Origin of the sequence: Micromonospora sp. NPDC051196 (assembly GCF_040682415.1) — a bacterium.
Lineage (GTDB): Bacteria > Actinomycetota > Actinomycetes > Mycobacteriales > Micromonosporaceae > Micromonospora.
The window spans coordinates 90,456-109,846 of the sequence record NZ_JBFBAY010000012.1 but is presented as its reverse complement, the minus strand read 5'-3'; the positions used below and the strand labels follow the sequence as shown (position 1 = coordinate 109,846).

The following is a 19,391-nucleotide window of genomic DNA, read 5'->3' as shown; positions in this document are numbered from 1 at the left end:
TTTCGTGCTGGTTGAATCTGGTGCCCCCGGCAGGATTCGAACCTGCGCCCCCGCCTCCGGAGGGCGGTGCTCTATCCCCTGAGCTACGGGGGCTCAGCGACTGGAGAAGACTAGCAAACTCCTCCTCGAATCGCCGAATCGGTACCCGCCCGGCCGTGATCATGCTTCCGGTCGGGTGCGAGTGTTTGCCGAGACCGATCCAGCCCTGGTCAACCGGGTGGTCGACGTCACGCGGCCACGGCGCGTCCACAGCTCGGCAGCGGGTGCGGCACGATGCGCCGGGGCAGTCGGCGGGGCCACTCGTTGCGGGCCCAGGAGCCGTCCACGATCAGGTGTACCGTGCGTTGCTCCGCGCCGCTGAGCCGCAGGACGAAGTCCCGGGGCAGCGCCGGGTCGAGCGACGGTGTGGTGATCATGAAGCGGACCCGGCCCCGGGACGAGACGGCGGAGATCACGTCGGCGGCCGGCATGGTGCCGCGTAGCCGGATCCGGCCGAGCCAGTAGACCTCGGCGAGGTGCTCCTGGGCGGCCCGGGTGATCGCCGGGTACTCACTGCGTACCCAGCGCTCGACCGCGCCGACGCAGAGGCCGCAGGCCCGCTCGCGGGGCTCGCGGGGACCCAACCCCCAGGCCCGCAGGTACGCCCCGACCGCGCCGGCCTCCAGGGTCAGCCCGAAGTGCTGCTGGATCAGGGCGTGCAGACTCTGCCGGGTCCACAGCTCGTCGTCCAGGCCGAACTCGTCGGGGTGGACGCCCCGGAGGGTGTCGATCAGTTCCAACTCCTGTTCGCGGCTGAGCGCTCCCGGCTCGCCCTGCCGCTGTCCGCGACGGACGGCTGCCACCGTCCCGTCACCGCCGATGGTGTGGCGCCGGCACCAGCTGGTGACGGAACGCCGTGCGTCTCTGAGTGCAACCCCCACGTCTTGGACAACGAGCGCACTTCTCCCCAAGTAACCCCTAGAGGGAAAATCGGTCGTATGCCACCAAGGTGTGACGGAGGGTCTGATCCCGGACGCTCTGCCGGCTGGGCGTCGACCGGGGCCGGGCCAGGGCTGGGCGCTGGCAGTGGGTCGGCGCTGGGCTGCCGGCGCTGGCGCGCCTGCCGGAACATGGGCTCTTGAGCAGGAAAAACGGTGCCGCCCCGCTCGACGTGAGCGGGGCGGCACCGGTCAAACTACGGGTCGGGGTCTCAGCCGGCGCCCTGCTGGAGCTTCCGCAGCTCGTTGATCTCCTTCTGCTGGCCCTGCTTCATCGACTGGGCGAGCCGGACCACCTCGGGGCGGTCGGAGGCGTCGAGCACCCCGTCGGCCATGTGCACGCCGCCGATGTGGTGCTTGATCATCAGGTCGACGAAGAGGCGGTCGACCTCGGCGCCCTGGGCCTCGTGCAGGCTGGTGATCTCCTCGCGGGTGGCCATGCCGGGCATCAGGCCGTCGGCGTTCACCGTGACCCCGTCGGGCATCCACTCCATGGCCGGCCGGGAGCCGGTGGGCAGCAGATTCCACTCCTGCAACCAGCGCTGCATCTGCCCGATCTGGCCCTGCTGGGTCAGGGCGATGTCGTACCCGATCTGCCGCACCGCCGGATCCTGGCCCTTGGCGTACGCGACCATGGCCATCTCCACCGCCTGGGCGTGGTGGCGGGACATGTCCCGCGCGAACCCGGCCTCGGCCGACGTCTCACCCGGCGTGCGCCCGGCGTAGAGCGTGGCGGCCGTCCAGCCGACGCCGAGCAGCAGCAACGCCGTCATGGCGAGCGTCAGGTAGCGCAGCATCGGCGACCCCGGCCGCGGCTCGGCCGAGGCGGCCCGCTCCTCGACCGCCGTCTCCTGCACCGCGCTGGGCATGTCAGCCGCCCATCGACGGCTGGAGGTCACGCGGCTCCGTGCCGGTGCCGGTGGTGTAGTTGCCGGCGGAACAGGTGGCATTCGGCTCGACCGTGGCGTTCCGCGCCAGCGTGGTGGCGAACTCCTTGATCCGCGGGTCGTCGGCGCTGTCGACCTTGAGCTGGTAGCCCCACGCCTGGATCGAGACCGGCTTGTCGAGGCCCTCGTACGGGCTCATCAGCATGAAGTCGTTACCGCGAACCACACCGGCCAGCTTCTCCACGTCGGCGGCGGGCAGGTCGGGGCGGTAGGTGAGCCAGACCGCACCGTGCTCCATGCTGTGCAGGGCGTGCTCGCTGGCGATCGGCGCGTCGTAGACGTCACCGAGGCAGCGCTGCCAGGTGTTGTTGTGCGGGCCGCCGACCGGCGGGCTCTGCGCGTACTCCTGCTTGCCGGACCGGTGCTCCGAGTTGGAGATGGCCTCCGGGTCGGTCTCGCGGAAGTTGACGATGCCCTCGATCTGCGCCGCCTTCTCCTCCCACGTCTGGGCGCCCCGGATGGCAGCCCAGGCGCCGTACCCGATGATCGACGTGGCGAGCACGCCGACGGCGACGAAGAGGGCGATCGGGCCCCAGGGGCGGCCCTGGCTGACCTTGACGGGGGTGATCGGCTTTCGTGGGCCCTTACCACCCCCACCAGCACGTTTGGGAGTCGCCGGCTTGGTGGAGGCGGCCTTGGTGTCGGCCGCCGGCCGCCCCGCCGCCGGCTTCTTGCCGGTGCTGACCACGGTCGGGCGGCGCTGCGGGCCGCCCGGGGTGCTGATGCTCATCGGTCCTCGTCAGGTCGGTCGGTCAGGGGATCTGGCGGCCCGGCCCCCGATGCCGGGTCGCCGCCGCGGAGGCCGAGTCTACCCCCGATAACATGGTTCGGTGACTCCCGCAGAACTCGCCGAAGCTGTCCTAGCCGCCGCTCACGCCGTCTTTGCCGAACGAGGCCTGGACCGCGCGGCGCTGCCGGAGCAGACGACGGTCGAGCGACCGCGTAATCCCGAGCACGGTGACTACGCCGCCACACTGGCGTTGCAGCTGAGCAAGAAGGTGGGCGTACCGCCGCGCGAGCTGGCCGCCGGGCTGGCCGCCCAGCTCGCCAGCATGTCGGGGATCAAGTCGGTGGAGATCGCCGGTCCGGGCTTTCTGAACATCCGGCTCGACGCCGCCGCCGCCGGCCAGCTCGCCCGCACGATCGTGACGGCGGGCGAGGCGTACGGCCGGGGCGACGTGCTCGCCGGACTGAAGATCAACCTTGAGTTCGTCTCGGCCAACCCGACCGGCCCGGTGCACATCGGCGGGGTCCGGTGGGCGGCGGTCGGTGACGCGTTGAGCCGGCTGCTGCGGGCCGCCGGCGCGGACGTCGGCACGGAGTACTACTTCAACGACGCCGGCTCCCAGATCGACCGGTTCGCCCGCTCGCTGCTCGCCGCCGCCAAGGGGGAGCCCGCCCCGGAGGACGGCTACGGCGGGGCGTACATCGCCGAGATCGCCAACGAGGTCACCGCCCGGCGGCCGGAGGTGCTGTCGCTGGACGAGGACGCCGCCCAGGAGGTCTTCCGGGTCGAGGGCGTCGAGCTGATGTTCGAAGAGATCAAGTCCTCGCTGCGGGACTTCGGGGTGGAGTTCGACACCTACTTCAACGAGAAGGACCTGCACGACCGGGGTGAGCTGGAGCACGCTCTGACCCGCCTGCGTGAGCAGGGGCACATCTTCGAGGCCGACGGTGCCACCTGGCTGCGCACCACCGACTTCGGCGACGACAAGGACCGGGTGCTGCGCAAGTCCAACGGCGAGTGGACGTACTTCGCCGCGGACTGCGCCTACTACCTGGACAAGCGCGAGCGCGGCTTCGACCGGGTCGTGATCATGCTCGGTGCGGACCACCACGGCTACATCGGCCGGATGAAGGCGATGGCCGCCTGTTTCGGCGACGACCCGGCCCAGAGCCTGGAGATCCTCATCGGTCAGCTGGTCAACCTGGTCCGCGACGGCGCACCGATGCGGATGAGTAAGCGCGCCGGCACGGTGATCACCCTGGAGGACCTGGTCGACGCGATCGGGGTGGACGCCGCCCGGTACGCGCTGGCCCGCTACTCCAGCGACTCCCCGATCGACATCGACATCGAGCTGTGGACCCGGGCCACCCGCGACAACCCGGTCTACTACGTGCAGTACGTGGCCGCCCGGACGGCCAGCGTCGGACGCAACGCCGCCGAGGTCGGGCTGACCCGGGGCGACGCCGACGCGTTCCGTCCCGAGCTGCTCGACCACGACAAGGAGAACGAGCTGCTCAAGGCGCTCGCCGAGTTCCCCGCCGTGGTCGCCGCCGCCGCCGAGCTGCGTGAGCCGCACCGGGTGGCCCGATACCTGGAGGACCTGGCCGGGGCGTACCACCGGTTCTACGACAACTGCCGGATCCTGCCGCGCGGCGACGAGGAGGTCACCGACCTGCACCGGGCCCGGCTCTGGCTCAACGACGCCACCCGGGTGGTCATCGCCAACGGCCTGCGCCTGCTCGGCGTCTCGGCCCCGGAGAGGATGTAGTTCCGTGCGAGCGCGAGAAGTGAGCTTGCGAGCCCTGCAGTCGCGAAGTGGAGACAAGTAATGCGAGCGCGAGGAGTGAGCTTGCGAGCCCCGCAGTCGCGAAGTGGAGACAACTGATGCGTGCTCATGAGGCCGGTGCGCTGCACGGCGACATCGGTAACCGAGGGCCGGCCTGGCTGCGTACCCCGGCCGACGTCAACGCCCTGATGCCGCAGCTGTGGCCGCGCAACACGGTACGCGGCGACGACGGCGACCTGGTCGTCGCGGGCCTGCGCGTACGCGACATCGCCGCCGAGTTCGGCACCCCGGTCTACGTGCTCGACGAGGACGACCTGCGCTCGCGCTGCCGGGACTTCCGGGCAGCCTTCCCGTCCGAGGACGTCTACTACGCCGGCAAGGCGTTCCTCTGCCGGGCGGTGGTCCGGATGATCGCCGAGGAGGGCCTGTTCCTCGACGTGTGCAGCGGCGGTGAGCTGGCCGTGGCGCTGGCCGGCGGGATGCCGCCGGAGCGGATCGGCTTCCATGGCAACAACAAGTCCGAGGCGGAGCTGCGGCGGGCGCTGGACGCTGGCGTCGGCCGGATCATCGTCGACTCGTTCGCCGAGATCGACCGGCTCACCGCGCTGGCCCGCGAGCGGGAGGTCCGCCCGCGGGTGCTGATCCGGGTCACCGTCGGCGTCGAGGCGCACACCCACGAGTTCATCGCCACCGCCCACGAGGACCAGAAGTTCGGCTTCTCGCTCGCCGGTGGCGCGGCCATCGCCGCCGCCCTGCGCATCCTCGACGAGGGCGTGCTGGAGCTGCGCGGACTGCACTCGCACATCGGTTCGCAGATCTTCGACACCAGCGGTTTCGAGGTCTCCGCCCGCCGGGTGCTGGCTCTGCAGGCGCAGATCCGCGACGCCCGTGGGGTGGAACTGCCCGAGCTGGATCTCGGTGGCGGCTTCGGCATCGCGTACACCAGCCAGGACGACCCGGCCGCCCCGCACGACCTGGCCAAGCGGCTGCGCAAGATCGTCGACTCGGAGTGTGCGGCGGAGCGGTTGACCGTGCCGCACCTGTCCATCGAGCCCGGTCGGGCGATCGTCGGTCCGGCCGTGTTCACCCTCTACGAGGTGGGCACGGTCAAGGACGTCGATGGCATCCGGACGTACGTCAGCGTCGACGGCGGGATGAGCGACAACATCCGGACGGCCCTCTACGACGCCTCGTACTCGGCGACCCTGGCCAGCCGGGCGAGCACCGCCGAGCCGATGCTCGCCCGCGTGGTGGGAAAGCATTGTGAGTCCGGGGATATCGTGGTGAAGGATGAATTCCTGCCCGCCGACGTGCAGCCCGGAGATCTTGTCGCGGTGCCCGGCACAGGTGCCTACTGCCGCAGCATGGCCAGCAACTACAACCACGTGCTCCGACCCCCCGTGGTCGCGGTACGGGACGGCCAGGCCCGGCTGATCGTTCGACGGGAGACCGAAGCTGACCTGCTCGCCTTGGATGTGGGATGAAACAACCTGTGCGCCTGGCCCTGCTCGGCTGTGGCACCGTCGGTGCCGAGGTGGTCCGGCTGCTGCACGAGCAGTCGGCTGACCTCGCCGCCCGGATCGGTGCCCCGCTGGAGATCGCCGGCATCGCCGTACGCCGGATCGGTCGTGACCGTGGTGAGCTGCCGGTCGACCCGGCGCTGTTCACCACGGACGCGCTCGGGCTGATCAAGCGCGATGACGTCGACGTGGTGGTCGAGGTGGTCGGCGGCATCGAACCGGCGCGTAGCTGGCTGGTGGAGGCGCTGCGGGCCGGCAAGAGCGTGGTCACCGCCAACAAGGCACTGCTCGCCGAGGACGGCGGCGCGCTGCACGACGCGGCGGTCGACGGCGGCGGCGACCTGTACTACGAGGCGTCCGTGGCCGGGGCGATCCCGCTGCTGCGCCCGCTGCGCGAGTCGCTGCACGGCGACCGGATCACCCGGGTCACCGGCATCGTCAACGGCACCACCAACTTCATCCTCTCCGCCATGCACGCCACCGGCGCCGGCTTCGCCGAGGCGCTGGAGGAGGCGACCGAACTGGGGTACGCCGAGGCCGACCCCACCGCCGACGTGGAGGGCTTCGACGCGGCGGCCAAGGCCGCGATCCTCGCCTCGCTGGCCTTCCACACCCGGGTCGGCGCGGCCGATGTGCACCGGGAGGGCATCACCGAGGTCACCGCCGCCGACGTGGCCAGTGCCAAGGCGATGGGCTGCACCATCAAGCTGCTCTGCATCGCGGCCCGGGGCACCGACGGGCAGGGCCGGGAGTCGGTGAACGTCCGGGTGCACCCGGCGATGATCCCGCTGACCCATCCGCTGGCCAGCGTCGGCGACGCGTTCAACGCGGTCTTCGTCGAGGCGGACGCGGCCGGGCAGCTGATGTTCTACGGTCGGGGTGCCGGTGGTGCGCCGACCGCCAGCGCGGTGCTCGGTGACGTGGTGGCGGTGGCTCGCAACCGGCTCGCCGGGGTCCGCTCGGCCAGCGAGTCCGCGTACGCTGCCCTGCCGGTCCGGCCGATGGGGGAGGCGCTCACCCGCTACCACATCAGCCTCGACGTGGCTGACCGTCCGGGCGTACTGGAGGCGGTGGCCGGGGTGTTCGCCCGACACGACGTCTCCATCGCCACGGTGCGGCAGGGCCCGGCGGGCGGCGACAACGGCGACGCCGTACTGGTGATCGTGACCCATGTCGCGCCGGACGCGGCGCTCGCGGCCACTGTCGGTGAGCTACGCGGCCTGGAGATCGTCCGGTCGGTGGCGAGCGTGCTGCGGGTCGAGGGCGGCCTCTGACCGCGCCGACACTGCGGTGGTGACCTGGTGGCGAGGCCGCTGCCAGGGGCGTTCGGGCCGGCTGGTTGACTGGTGAGGTGGCCGCCGGTGTCTCGCCAGGTGGTTGGGCGAGGGTGCGCCGGCACCCGCTTGGCGCAGCCGCGCCACGCTGGTGGTGGCCGACGGGGCAGACCTGAGATGAGGAGAACGACATGTGGCGGGGCCTGATCGACGCCTACCGGGACCGACTGCCGGTCACCGACGCCACGCCGGTCGTCACGCTGCATGAGGGGAACACCCCGCTGCTGCCCGCCCCGGTGCTCTCCGCCCGGCTCGGCTGTGACGTCTACCTCAAGGTGGAGGGGGCGAACCCGACCGGTTCGTTCAAGGACCGTGGCATGACGATGGCCGTCTCCAAGGCGGTCGAGGCCGGTAACAAGGCCATCATCTGCGCCTCCACCGGCAACACCAGCGCCTCCGCCGCCGCGTACGCGGCCCGCGCCGGGGTGACCTGTGCGGTGCTGGTGCCGCAGGGCAAGATCGCGTTGGGCAAGCTGGCCCAGGCGCTGGTGCACGGTGCCAAGCTGCTCCAGGTCAACGGCAACTTCGACGACTGCCTGGCGCTGGCCGCCAAGCTCGCCCAGGACTACCCGGTGGCGCTGGTCAACTCGGTCAACATCGACCGGTTGCACGGCCAGAAGACGGCGGCGTTCGAGATCGTCGAGGCGCTCGGTGACGCGCCGGACATCCACTGTCTGCCGGTGGGCAACGCCGGCAACATCTCCGCCTACTGGATGGGCTACACCGAGGACGCGGCGGCCGGCAACGCCACCCGCACCCCCCGGATGTACGGCTTCCAGGCCGCCGGTGCCGCGCCGATCGTCACCGGGCAGGTGGTCCCGGAGCCGTCGACCATCGCCACCGCAATCCGGATCGGCAACCCGGCGAGCTGGACGAAGGCCCTGGACGCCCGGGACGCCTCCGGGGGTCTGATCGACGCGGTCACCGACCGGGAGATCCTGGCCGCGTACCGGCTGCTGGCCCGGGAGGTCGGCGTCTTCGTCGAGTTGGGCAGCGCGGCCAGCGTGGCGGGTCTGCTCCAGCAGGCCGCCGCCGGTCGGGTGCCGGCCGGTTCCACCGTGGTCTGCACGGTCACCGGGCACGGCCTCAAGGACCCGGAGTGGGCCATCTCCACCGCTCCCGCCCCGGTGACCATCGCCAACGACGCGCTGGCCGCCGCCCGCTCCCTCGACCTGGCCTGACAGCGCCCGCGTCGCCCGCCCTGCCCGGCCCCCGTCCGACCCCGTGTTGATCAAGAGGTTTGCGTCGTGGTCGGCGCCATGTCCGACGCAAACCTCTTGATCAACCTCACGCGGTGCGGGGTTTGACTGCGCCGGTGAGGGTGCGGATGACCAGGCCGAGGGCCTCGTGCCGGGAGACGTCGTGTTCGGTCAGGTAGCTCCAGCCGGCGTACAACTGGGACCAGAGGACTGACTGCAACCACGTCCCGGGTAGCGCCGGGTCGATGCTGCCGTCGGCGTGGCCCCGGGCCACCATGGCGTAGAAGTCGTCGTCGCAGACCCCGGTGCCCCAGGCCGGGTCGTTGACCAGCGTCGGCTCGGCGAAGACGAGCGAGAGCAGATCGCCCAGGTCGAAGTACTCGGCGCAGAGCCGCAGCAGTGCCTCGGCGCCGGTGCCGTCGGCGAGGCGGGCGCGTGCGGTGGCCTCGCCCAGCCGGGTCGCACCTTCGGCGGCCACGGCGGCCAGCAGGTCGGATCGTTCGGCGAAGTACCGGTGCAGGGTGGTCCGGCCGACCTGGGCGGCGGTGGCGATCTCGCCCAGGCTGGCGGCCTGGTTGTGGCTGAGCACCTCGATCGCGGCTTGCAGGATGGCCTGTCGGGTCCGCGCCCGGCTGCCGCTCTCGTCGGTGGTCACCACGCCGGAGAGGCTATCAACGTACGGATTCGGAATATTGTTTGCCCGCAATGGAACAGTGGTGTTCCATTGCAGGGTGACGACAGCCACCATACCCACCCAGACCGAACCGGAGCCGACCGCCGAGCGGGCCCGCACCGGGCTGCTGCTGGCCTACCTCCGGCCGCACTGGCCGGCCATGCTGGTCGGCCTGCTGCTCGGCCTGGTCGCCAACGCGGCCGGGCTGGCCACCCCGCTGGTCACCAAGTGGGTGCTGGACACCCTCGGTGCCGGTGAGTCCCTGGCTCGACCGGTCACCGTGCTGCTGGTGCTCGTGGTGGTCGGTGCCGCCATCTCGCTGTGGCAGTGGATCCTGATGGGCCGCATCGCCGAGCGGGTGGTGCTCGACGCCCGCACCGGGGTGATCCGCCGCTACCTCGCCGCCCGGATCGACCAGCTGACCCGCCGCCCCGGCGGTGAACTGGTCACCCGGGCCACCTCCGACCCGGCGCTGCTGCACCAGGCATCCGGCAGCATCGTCGGACTGACGAACGGAGCGCTGGCGCTGGTCGGGACGCTGGTGCTGATGGGCACGCTCGACCTGGTGCTGCTGGGCGCCACCATGGTCGCGGTGGTCGTGGTGGCAGTGCTGATGGGACTGCTGCTGCCCTCCATCGGCCGCGCCCAGGAGGCGGCCCAGGAATCGGTCGGTCGACTCGGCGGGGCCCTGGAAGGCTCCCTACGTGCGATCCGCACGGTCAAGGCCAGCCGCGCCGAGCAGCGCCAGACCGACGCCCTCACCACGCACGCCCGCGACTCCGCCCGGTACGGCATCCACGCCGCCCGGCGTACCGCCCTGGTGTGGACCATCTCCTGGACCGGCATCCAGCTCGCGGTCATCGTCATCCTCGGCGTCGGCGCCGCGCGGGCCGAACGCGGCCTGATCGAGGTCTCCACCCTCATCGCCTTCCTGCTCTACGCCTTCGGGCTGATGGGGCCGATCGGCGAGCTGACCCAGAACCTGACCGCCATGCAGGCCGGCATCGCGGCGGCCGGCCGGCTGCGTGAGATCGAGGCCCTCGCTGTGGAGCCCGGCTCGGCGCCGGCCGAGGTCGGACCGGCAGGCCGGCCGGAGGACGAGGGCGCCCCTGCCGGTCGTACCGCCGGGCCGGTGCTGGCCCTGCGCGGGGTCACCGCCCGGTACGCTCCCGGAACGTCACCCGCCGTGCGGGACATCGAACTGGAGATCCCCCGCGTCGGCCACACCGCGCTGGTCGGGCCCTCCGGAGCCGGCAAGACCACGCTGTTCTCCCTGTTGCTGCGCTTCCTCGAACCGGAGCGCGGTGAACTGCTGCTCGACGGCCGCCGGTACTCCGACCACACCCCGGCGCAGATCCGGGGCCGACTGGCCTACGTGGAGCAGGAGGCGCCGGTGGTGCCCGGCACGATCGGCGACAACCTGCGCTTCACCCATCCCGACGCCGGCGAAGACGAGTTGTGGGCCGCGCTGCGCGCGGTCAACCTGCACGAGAAGGTGGCCGCACTGGAACTCGGGCTGGACACGCCGCTATCGGCCACCACCGTCTCCGGCGGCGAACGGCAGCGCATCGCGCTGGCGCGGGCGGTGTTACGTACGCCGGACGTGCTGCTGCTCGACGAGGCCACCTCGCAGGTCGACGGCCTGACCGAGGCGGTGGTGAGCCGGTGCGTCCGACAGCGGGCCGAGCAGGGTGCGGTGGTGACGATCGCGCACCGACTCTCCACCGTGCTCGACGCCGACCAGATCGTGGTGATGGACCGCGGCCGGATCCGGGCCGTCGGCGACCACGCCACCCTGCTGAGTACCGACGAGATGTACCGGGACCTGGTGGCGTCACTGCGTATCGGCACCGCGACGGAAATGGTCACGACCGCCCCGGAAGCTGACGAACGGAACGGGTCGGGCACACTGCTCGTGCCCCACGACCGTCTCCCCCAGGAGTGAGTCACGCCGATGTCGCTGCTCGCCAGATTCAGCCTCGCCAACCGGGGGCTGGTAGCCCTCATCGCGGTGGTGACCACGGCGTTCGGTGCGTACGCCGTGCCGTCGCTGAAGCAGCAACTCCTGCCCTCGCTGGAGTTTCCCGCCGCCTTCATCGTCGCCTCGTACCCCGGCGCCGCGCCGGAGGTCGTCGAGTCCCAGGTCACCGAGCCGATCGAGAACAGCCTGCGGGGCATTCCCGCGTTGGACACGGTCACCTCCACCTCCCGCGAGGGCCTGACCACCATCACCGTCCAGTACGAGTTCGGTACCGACCTGGACGACGTGGTCAGCAAGATGCAGACCGCGCTGAACCGCACCCGGCTGCCCGACGGCGTCGAGCCGCAGGTCTTCGCGGGCAGCACCGACGACCTGCCGGCGGTGGTGCTGGCCGCGTCCGGCGGCGGCGACGAGCGGGAACTCGCGGCGAAGCTGCGCGACGTCGTGGTGCCCGAGTTGGCGGCGATCGAGGGCGTACGTGGCGTCGAGTTGACCGGCGTCCGCGACGAACTGGTGGTGATCACGCCGGATCCGGCGAAGTTGGCGAAGGCGAAGGTGCAGCCGAGCGCGATCACCACCGCGTTGAAGGCCAACGGCGTGGCGGTGCCGGCCGGTGTCGTGCTGGACGGCGAGCGCAGCCTGCCGGTGCAGGTCGGCGCTCCGCTGACCACTTTGGGCGAACTGCGGGACGTGATCGTGGCCCCGCCGGTCAAGAAGGCCGGCCCGGTGCGGCTCGGTGACGTCGCCACGGTCGAGGAGCAGTTGACGCCGGCCACCGCGATCACCCGTACCAACGGCCGGGAGAGTCTGGGCATCGCGGTCACCGCCGATCCGGACGGCAACGCGGTGGAGATCTCGCACGCGGTCGGCGACCGGCTCGACGACCTGCGGGCCGCGACCGGGGCCGAGCTGACCGTGGTGCTGGACCAGGCGCCGTTCGTGGAGAAGTCGATCAAGACGCTGAGCACCGAGGGCCTGCTGGGTCTGATCATGGCCGTGGTGGTCATCCTGGTGTTCCTGCTGTCGATCCGGTCCACGATCGTCACCGCGGTCTCCATCCCGCTGTCGGTGGTGGTCGCGCTGCTCGCCCTCTGGATCGGCGACTACTCGCTCAACCTGCTCACCCTCGGCGCGCTGACGGTGGCGGTCGGGCGGGTGGTGGACGACTCGATCGTGGTGCTGGAGAACATCAAACGGCATCTGACGTACGGCGAACCGAAGCGGGAGGCGATCCTCACCGCCGTCCGCGAGGTGGCCGGGGCGGTCACCGCCTCCACCCTCACCACGGTCGCCGTCTTCGCCCCCATCGCCCTGGTCGGCGGCTTCGTCGGGCAGCTGTTCGCGCCGTTCGCGATCACGGTCACCGTGGCGCTGCTCGCCTCGTTGCTGGTGTCGCTGACGGTGATCCCGGTGCTGGCGTACTGGTTCCTCAAGCCGGTTGCCGGCGCCGACGGCGAGGCGATCCGGCGGGCCGCCGAGGAGCGCGAGCTGCGCAGCCCGTTGCAGCGGGCGTACCTGCCGGTGATCCGGTTCGCCACCGGCCGGCGGGCGTACCGCTGGGCCACCCTGGCCGTGGGCGTGCTCGTGCTCTTCGGTACCTTCGGGCTGGCCCGGCAACTGGAGAGCAACTTCCTCGACGACTCCGGTCAGGACACCCTCAACATCCGGCAGGAGTTGCCGGTGGGCACCGGGCTGGCCGGCACCGACGCGGCGGCCCGCCGCGTCGAGGCGGTGCTGGCGGACACTCCGGGCGTCGAGTCGTACCAGGTCACCGCCGGGGGCGGGGACAGCCCGTGGACCGGCAGCGCCGGCAACAACGTGGCCAGCTACGCGCTGCGACTCGACGGCGAGACCGACGCCAAGGCCATGCGCGGCATCCTGCGGGAGCGGTTCGCGGCGCTCGGTTCGACGGCTGGCGAGATCACCTTTCCGGCCGGTCAGGGCGGCGCGTCCGCCAACGAACTGGCGGTCATCGTGCGGGCCGCCGATCAGGAGACCCTGGCGAACGCCGCGGAACAGGCCCGAGCGGCCCTGGCCGGCATCGGCGGCGTCGAGGACGTCTCGACCACCCTCGCCCAGCAGGTACCACGGGTGGATGTCGCCGTCGACCGGGTCGCGGCCAGCCGGGCCGGGCTCACCGAGGCGACCGTCGGTCAGCTGGTGGCGCAGGCGTTCCGGGGTACGCCGGTGGGTCAGGTGAGCCTCGACGGCGGCAGTCGGGACGTGGTGCTGCGGCTGTCGGCGAAGCCGCCGCTGACGGTGGACGAGCTGAAGGCACTGCCGGTCGGCCCGGTCAAACTCGGCGACATCGCCGAGGTCACCGAGACCGAGGGGCCCCAGCAGGTACGCCGGATCGACGGCGAGCGCAGCGTCTCGGTCACCGGCACGGTCAGCGGCTCCGACCTCGGCGCGATCAGCACCGAGTTGCAGCAGCGGCTCGACGCGATCGACGTACCGGGGGCCACGTTGACCCTGGGCGGGGTCAGCGCCGAGCAGCGGGAGACCTTCGCCGACCTGGGCCTGGCCGTGCTGGCCGCGATCGCGATCGTGTTCCTGATCATGATGGCCACGTTCCGTAGCGTGGTGCAGGCGTTGATCCTGCTGGTCTCCATCCCGTTCGCGGCCACCGGGGCGGTCGCCCTGCTGCTGGCCACCGGGACCGCGTTGAGCGTGCCGGCGCTGATCGGCGTACTCATGCTGGTCGGCATCGTGGTGACCAATGCGATCGTGCTGCTGGATTTGGTGAACCAGTACCGGGCGCAGGGACTCGGCGTACGGGAGGCGGTTGTCGAGGGCGGGCGGCACCGGTTGCGCCCGATCCTGATGACCGCGATCGCCACCATCTTCGCGTTGACGCCGATGGCCTTCGGGCTCACCGGCGAGGGCGGTTTCATCTCCCGCCCGTTGGCGATCGTGGTGATCGGTGGGCTGCTCAGCTCCACCCTGCTCACGCTGATCCTGGTGCCCACCCTGTACGCCATGGTGGAGGACACCAAGCAGTCACTGCGCGGCCGGCGGTCGGGCCGTTCCGCCGGTGCCTCCGACTCCGGTGCAGCCGTGGCGGAGACCGACGCTACGGGGCCGGACGGTGCGCAGCCACCCACCACCGAGCGCGCCACGCCGGGGCCGGCGGCGACCGAACAGCGCCCGGCGCAGAGCCGGCCGGTACCGGCAGCGCCTTCCGGCGCGCTGGTGGACGGCACCGACCAGTTCGAGGTGCTCCGGCTGCCCAAGAGCCGCAACTCGCCCTTCCCACCCGTGGAGTAACGGCCGCCAGACCACGACCGTCACCAGCACCACGACCGACGCCCTCGGCGACCGCCGGGGGCGTCGGCGTCCGGCAGGCCCGTGCGTACCGCCAAGCCCGTCCATACCTCTGAGCCCGTCCGCACCTCGGTGACGACCTGGTTTACGCGATCGTGGCGTGTCTCCGTCGATGTCCGCGCCACGACTCAGTCCGCGACACCTGCCAGGTATGGTCCGCCTCGTGACGTCCACCCTCTCGGTCCTTACCCGCAACCGGAACTTCCGGAATCTGTTCCTGGCCGAGTTGGTGGTCTTCGGTGCCGACTGGTTCGTGATGGTGCCGTTGCTCGTCCTGCTGCCGAAGCTGACCGGTAGCGGTGTGTGGGGTGCGTTGGTGCTCGCCGTGGACACCGGCATCGTGGCGTTGCTGCTGCCGTACACCGGGGCGATCGCCGACCGGTTCGACCGCCGCAAGATCATGATCGTGGCGAACGTGGCCGCGCTCGTCGGGGTGCTGCTCCTGCTCGGGGTACGCGACGCCGGTACGGCGTGGCTGGCGATGCTGGGCATCGGCGTGGTCGCGGTGGCCAAGGCCTTCTACTCCCCGGCCGCGCAGGCCGCCCTGCCGAACGTCCTCGAACCGGAGGAGTTAGCCGCGGGCAACGCGGTGGCCGGGTCGGCCTGGGGCACGATGACCATCGTCGGTGCGTCACTCGGCGGCGTGCTCACCGCCGTCACCGGCCCGTACGTCTGCTTCTGGGTGGCCGCGGTCGCTCTGGTGGTCGCCGCGGGCCTGGCCGGGCGCATCCGCCGGCCGTTGCAGGCACCCCGCGACAAGGACGCGCCGGTACCGCAGACCTGGACCGCGATCCGCGAGGCATTGGGCTACATCGGACACCGCCCACGGGTGCTGGCTCTGGTCACGGTGAAGTCCGCGGTGGGGCTGGGCAACGGCGTCCTGACCGTCTTCCCCCTGCTCGCCGGGCTGTACGGGGTCGGCCCGCTCGGCGCCGGGCTGCTGTTCGCGGTACGCGGCGCGGGCGCCCTGGTCGGCCCGATCCTGATGCGCCGGGTGCTGACCAACCGCGCCTGGCTGTTGCCGGGGCTGGCACTGTCCATGTCGGCGTACGGGCTGGCCTACCTCGGTACGTCCGTGGTGTCCTGGTTCCCGCTGGTGCTGGTCCTGGTCTTCGTGGCGCACTTCGCCGGTGGCAGCAACTGGGTGATGTCGAACTTCGCGTTGCAGGGCGAGGTGCCGGACCGGTTGCGCGGCCGGGTCTTCGCCACCGACATGATGCTGGCGACCCTGGCCATCTCCGTCAGCCAACTGGTGGTGGCCTCCGTGGTCGACGTCGTGGACGAGCGGGTCGTACTGGCCGGCTGTGGGCTGGTCACGCTGACCTATGCGATCGGCTGGCGGATCGCCACCCGACGGCTCTCGCTCGCCGCCGTGGCGCCGACCGTCGCCGAGACAGGAACCCGGTAGACCCGCCCGGCCCACGTCGCGCCGGCGCGCTGCGGCGCGAGTTACGTCTCAGGGGGCGGGCATTCGCGCCGGACCTCGCCGGTCGAGTCCTAGCATGGGCGGCGTGCCGACCACCTTCGCCGCCGGCCCGGTCCGGGTCCGGGTCCCCGCCACCAGCGCGAACCTGGGGCCCGGCTTCGACGCGCTGGGGCTCGCCCTCGCGCTCTACGACGACGTGGCCGCCGAGGTGACCACGAGCGGCGTGACCGTCTCCGTGGTCGGTGAGGGTGTCGGTGACCTGCCGGTCGATGACAGCCACCTGGTGGTACGCGCCATGCGGGCGGCCTTCGACGAACTCGGCGGGCAGCCGTCCGGGCTGGCGGTGGAGTGCGTCAACCGCATCCCGCAGGCCCGGGGGCTCGGCTCCTCCTCGGCCGCCATCGTCGCCGGGGTGCTGCTGGCCCGGGCGCTGGTGACCGACGGGCAGCGGCGGCTCGACGACGCGGCCGTGCTGCGGCTGGCGGCCCGGATCGAGGGTCACCCCGACAATGTCGCGCCCTGCCTGCTCGGCGGGTTCACCCTGGCCTGGACGGAACCGTCCGGCGCGCGGGCCGTGTCGCTGCCGGTGGCCGACGGCGTACGCCCCACGGTGCTGGTGCCCACCGAGCGTGGCCTGACCGCCTCCGCCCGGGCGGCGCTGCCGGCGACCGTGCCGCACGGCGACGCCGCGCTCAACGCGGGCCGGGCGGCGCTGCTGGTGCACGCGTTGACCGCGCGACCGGATCTGTTGCTGCCGGCCACCGTCGACCGACTGCACCAGGACTACCGGGCGTCTGCGATGCCGGGTACGACCGCCGTGGTCCGAGCGCTTCGTGAGGCCGGTGTGCCAGCCGTGGTCAGCGGGGCGGGCCCCACCGTGCTCGCCCTGTCTGACCTGCCCGAAGGTTTCGACGCGGGAACAGATTGGCAGATTCTGCGGTTGCCGGTAGACGTGCACGGCGCACAGGTCGAGCAAGGTAGACTCGGACACGCGGAGCGGGACCCTGTTGCCGCAGGTCGCAAGAGTTGATTACGCTCTAGACTTAGCACAGCCGCGAAGCATGCGATCTCCTGCGGGTCGGCGCACCCCCGAAGCTTTCGGCGGTAAGCCCGTCACCCCTGCCTAGGCCCACGCCGCACCGCAGTCGTCACTGGTCGCCGCAGACGGCGATACCCTGCTCACCGCTTTCCTGGTGGGCCGGGCGACCGACCGGCTGCTGTGTTACAGACTCCCGCGAAGCGTCATGCGAGGCGGGTGCACCGAGGCCGCCCGGCCACCTGTAGTTCGATTCCGGGCAGTCCCGGCCTATCGAGGGAAGGAATCCATTGAGCGACACCACCGACGTGACGTCGGATGTTTCCAACGTCGCTGGCGATGCCACCACCGCTGCTCCTGCCCGCCGCCGGCGCAGCGGCACCGGCTTGTCGGCGATGCTGCTGCCGGAGCTCCAGAGCCTGGCTGCGTCGCTCGGCATCTCGGGGACGGCTCGCATGCGCAAAGGCGAGTTGATCAGCGCGATCACCGAGCGGCAGGGCAGCGCCGCGGGCGCCCCTCGACCACGGGCCGAGGTCGCGGCGGCCGCTGCGCCGGCTCGTGAAGAGGTCCACGCCGAGGTACGCGAGACGGGTGAGCGGCCGGAGGCCGGGCGCCGCGCCGCCGAGCAACCAGCGGCGAGCGTGGAGACCGAGGGCCGTACCCGGACCCGGCGCAGCCGGGCCACCGCCGTGGCGGAGCCGCGCGCCGAGGAAGCCGCCGCCGAGACGGGCGAGCGGAGCGAGGGCCGGTCCGCCCGCGCCGCCGAGCGTGGCGGTGAGCGTGCTGCGGAGCGTGCCGAGCGTACGGCCGATCGCAACGGTGAGCGTGCCGAGCGCGGTGAGCGTGCGGAGCGTGCCGCCGAGCGTGGGGACCGTGCGGAGCGTGCCGCCGAGCGCGGTGAGCGTGCGGAGCGTGCGGCCGAGCGCGGGGACCGTGCTGAGCGCGGTGAGCGTGCCGAGCGTGCCACCGAGCGCGGTGAGCGTGCCGAGCGTGCCACCGAGCGCGGTGAGCGTGGGGACCGTGGTGAGCGTGCCGCCGAGCGTGGCGAGCGCGGGGACCGTGGCGAGCGCGGGCAGCGTACCGAGCGGGACAACAACACCGACGACGATGACGAGAACGGCGGCCGGCGCAGCCGGCGTAGCCGCTTCCGGGACCGTCGGCGGGGCCGTGGCGAGCGCGGCGAGTCTGGCAGCGAGGGCGGCCGTGAGGGCGGCCGTGAGCCGCAGGTCGGCGAGGACGACGTGCTCGTGCCGGTGGCCGGCATCGTCGACGTGCTCGACAACTACGCCTTCGTCCGGACCACCGGCTACCTGGCCGGCCCGAACGACGTTTACGTGTCGATGTCCCAGATCAAGAAGTACGGCCTGCGACGCGGTGACGCGATCACCGGCGCGGTGCGGGCGGCCCGGGACGGCGAGCAGCGTCGCGACAAGTACAACCCCCTGGTCCGGCTGGACACCATCAACGGGATGGAGCCGGACGAGGCCAAGCGACGGCCGGAGTTCTACAAGCTCACCCCGCTCTACCCGCAGGAGCGACTGCGGCTGGAGACCGAGCCGCACATCCTCACCACCCGGGTCATCGACCTGGTCATGCCGATCGGCAAGGGGCAGCGGGCGCTGATCGTCTCGCCGCCGAAGGCCGGTAAGACCATGGTGTTGCAGGCGATCGCGAACGCGATCACGCACAACAACCCGGAGTGCCACCTGATGGTGGTGCTGGTCGACGAGCGGCCCGAAGAGGTCACCGACATGCAGCGTTCGGTGAAGGGCGAGGTCATCGCGGCCACGTTCGACCGTCCGCCGCAGGACCACACCACGGTCGCCGAGCTGGCGATCGAGCGGGCCAAGCGCCTGGTCGAGCTGGGCCACGACGTGGTCGTACTGCTCGACTCGGTGACCCGGCTCGGTCGGTCGTACAACCTGGCGGCGCCGGCCAGTGGCCGGATCATGTCGGGTGGTATCGACTCCACCGCGCTGTACCCGCCGAAGCGCTTCCTCGGCGCGGCCCGCAACATCGAGAACGGCGGCTCGCTGACCATCCTCGCCACCGCGCTGGTGGAGACCGGTTCGATGGCGGACACGGTCATCTTCGAGGAGTTCAAGGGCACCGGTAACGCGGAGCTGAAGCTGGACCGGAAGATCGCCGACAAGCGGACCTTCCCGGCCGTGGACGTCAGCGCGTCCGGCACCCGCAAGGAGGAGATCCTGCTCGCGCCGGAGGAGTTGGCCATCGTGCACAAGCTCCGCAAGGTGCTGCACTCGCTGGACTCGCAGGCGTCGCTCGACCTCCTGTTGGACCGGCTCAAGCAGTCCCGCACGAACATCGAGTTCCTGATGCAGATCGCCAAGTCGACGCCGGGGGAGTAACGTCCGCCGACGGAGATCGACGAAGGGGCGCGGCCAGTTGGCCGCGCCCCTTCGCGTAGGTGTCCGACCGCCTCCGCCCGTGCCTGGGTCGT

Annotated in this window: 13 protein-coding genes and 1 tRNA gene; 9 read left to right on the top strand and 5 right to left on the bottom strand. The window is 71.5% G+C overall.

Annotated features, from left to right (window positions below; genetic code table 11):
• Positions 1 to 18: 18 nt before the first annotated feature.
• The 4 genes from AB0M35_RS22125 to AB0M35_RS22110 all read right to left on the bottom strand — a co-directional run bounded on the left by AB0M35_RS22125 (position 19) and on the right by AB0M35_RS22110 (position 2,654).
• Positions 19 to 93: transfer RNA gene (locus AB0M35_RS22125), tRNA-Arg, on the bottom strand.
• A 134-nt stretch (positions 94 to 227) separates the two neighbouring features.
• A complete protein-coding gene (locus AB0M35_RS22120) occupies positions 228 to 920 on the bottom strand; it encodes a winged helix-turn-helix domain-containing protein (RefSeq protein WP_363747476.1) in 693 nt (230 codons plus the stop codon).
• Between the two features lie 269 nt (positions 921 to 1,189).
• A complete protein-coding gene (locus AB0M35_RS22115; RefSeq protein WP_363747474.1) occupies positions 1,190 to 1,846 on the bottom strand; it encodes a DUF305 domain-containing protein in 657 nt (218 codons plus the stop codon).
• Between the two features lies 1 nt (position 1,847).
• Positions 1,848 to 2,654 (bottom strand): DUF3105 domain-containing protein, encoded by an 807-nt coding sequence (locus tag AB0M35_RS22110; protein ID WP_363747472.1) that lies wholly within the window; start codon positions 2,652 to 2,654, stop codon positions 1,848 to 1,850.
• A gap of 100 nt (positions 2,655 to 2,754) precedes the next feature.
• Here AB0M35_RS22110 and argS point away from each other — a divergent pair, with 100 nt between their 5' ends.
• The 4 genes from argS (at position 2,755) to thrC (ending at position 8,472) form a co-directional block, all read left to right on the top strand.
• Positions 2,755 to 4,419 carry an arginine--tRNA ligase gene (gene argS, locus AB0M35_RS22105; protein WP_363747470.1) on the top strand — a complete coding sequence of 555 codons (1,665 nt, stop codon included), beginning with the start codon at positions 2,755 to 2,757 and terminating at the stop codon, positions 4,417 to 4,419.
• Positions 4,420 to 4,535: 116 nt separating this feature from the next.
• Complete coding sequence (lysA, locus tag AB0M35_RS22100) at positions 4,536 to 5,921, top strand: diaminopimelate decarboxylase (protein ID WP_363747468.1); 1,386 nt, start codon at positions 4,536 to 4,538, stop codon at positions 5,919 to 5,921.
• Between the two features lie 8 nt (positions 5,922 to 5,929).
• The gene (locus tag AB0M35_RS22095) at positions 5,930 to 7,231 is read left to right on the top strand and encodes a homoserine dehydrogenase (protein ID WP_363747603.1); all 1,302 of its coding nucleotides are present in this window, start codon (positions 5,930 to 5,932) and stop codon (positions 7,229 to 7,231) included.
• A 191-nt stretch (positions 7,232 to 7,422) separates the two neighbouring features.
• Positions 7,423 to 8,472: a threonine synthase gene (thrC, locus tag AB0M35_RS22090; RefSeq protein ID WP_363747466.1), complete on the top strand. Its 1,050-nt coding sequence runs from the start codon at positions 7,423 to 7,425 to the stop codon at positions 8,470 to 8,472.
• 106 nt (positions 8,473 to 8,578) lie between these two features.
• Here the strand turns inward: thrC and AB0M35_RS22085 are convergent, their stop codons facing one another.
• Positions 8,579 to 9,148 (bottom strand): TetR/AcrR family transcriptional regulator, encoded by a 570-nt coding sequence (locus AB0M35_RS22085; RefSeq protein ID WP_363747465.1) that lies wholly within the window; start codon positions 9,146 to 9,148, stop codon positions 8,579 to 8,581.
• Between the two features lie 73 nt (positions 9,149 to 9,221).
• Between AB0M35_RS22085 and AB0M35_RS22080 the strand changes: the two genes are divergently transcribed.
• The 5 genes from AB0M35_RS22080 (at position 9,222) to rho (ending at position 19,299) form a co-directional block, all read left to right on the top strand.
• On the top strand, positions 9,222 to 11,108 hold the full coding sequence (locus AB0M35_RS22080) for an ABC transporter ATP-binding protein (protein WP_363747463.1): 1,887 nt from the start codon (positions 9,222 to 9,224) through the stop codon (positions 11,106 to 11,108).
• Positions 11,109 to 11,117: 9 nt separating this feature from the next.
• Positions 11,118 to 14,411 (top strand): efflux RND transporter permease subunit, encoded by a 3,294-nt coding sequence (locus AB0M35_RS22075; RefSeq protein ID WP_363747461.1) that lies wholly within the window; start codon positions 11,118 to 11,120, stop codon positions 14,409 to 14,411.
• Between the two features lie 220 nt (positions 14,412 to 14,631).
• Positions 14,632 to 15,876 (top strand): MFS transporter, encoded by a 1,245-nt coding sequence (locus AB0M35_RS22070; RefSeq protein ID WP_363747459.1) that lies wholly within the window; start codon positions 14,632 to 14,634, stop codon positions 15,874 to 15,876.
• 94 nt (positions 15,877 to 15,970) lie between these two features.
• Positions 15,971 to 16,924 (top strand): homoserine kinase, encoded by a 954-nt coding sequence (thrB, locus tag AB0M35_RS22065; protein WP_363747457.1) that lies wholly within the window; start codon positions 15,971 to 15,973, stop codon positions 16,922 to 16,924.
• A 296-nt stretch (positions 16,925 to 17,220) separates the two neighbouring features.
• On the top strand, positions 17,221 to 19,299 hold the full coding sequence (gene rho, locus AB0M35_RS22060; protein ID WP_363747455.1) for a transcription termination factor Rho: 2,079 nt from the start codon (positions 17,221 to 17,223) through the stop codon (positions 19,297 to 19,299).
• Positions 19,300 to 19,391: the final 92 nt, after the last annotated feature.

Bases quoted from the DNA above. Each gene is read 5' to 3' on its own strand.
- AB0M35_RS22115 (WP_363747474.1), bottom strand. From the start codon at position 1,846: ATGCCCAGCGCGGTGCAGGAGACGGCGGTCGAGGAGCGGGCCGCCTCG.
- AB0M35_RS22110 (WP_363747472.1), bottom strand. From the start codon at position 2,654: ATGAGCATCAGCACCCCGGGCGGCCCGCAGCGCCGCCCGACCGTGGTC.
- lysA (WP_363747468.1), top strand. From the start codon at position 4,536: ATGCGTGCTCATGAGGCCGGTGCGCTGCACGGCGACATCGGTAACCGA.
- thrC (WP_363747466.1), top strand. From the start codon at position 7,423: ATGTGGCGGGGCCTGATCGACGCCTACCGGGACCGACTGCCGGTCACC.
- AB0M35_RS22075 (WP_363747461.1), top strand. From the start codon at position 11,118: ATGTCGCTGCTCGCCAGATTCAGCCTCGCCAACCGGGGGCTGGTAGCC.
- thrB (WP_363747457.1), top strand. From the start codon at position 15,971: ATGGGCGGCGTGCCGACCACCTTCGCCGCCGGCCCGGTCCGGGTCCGG.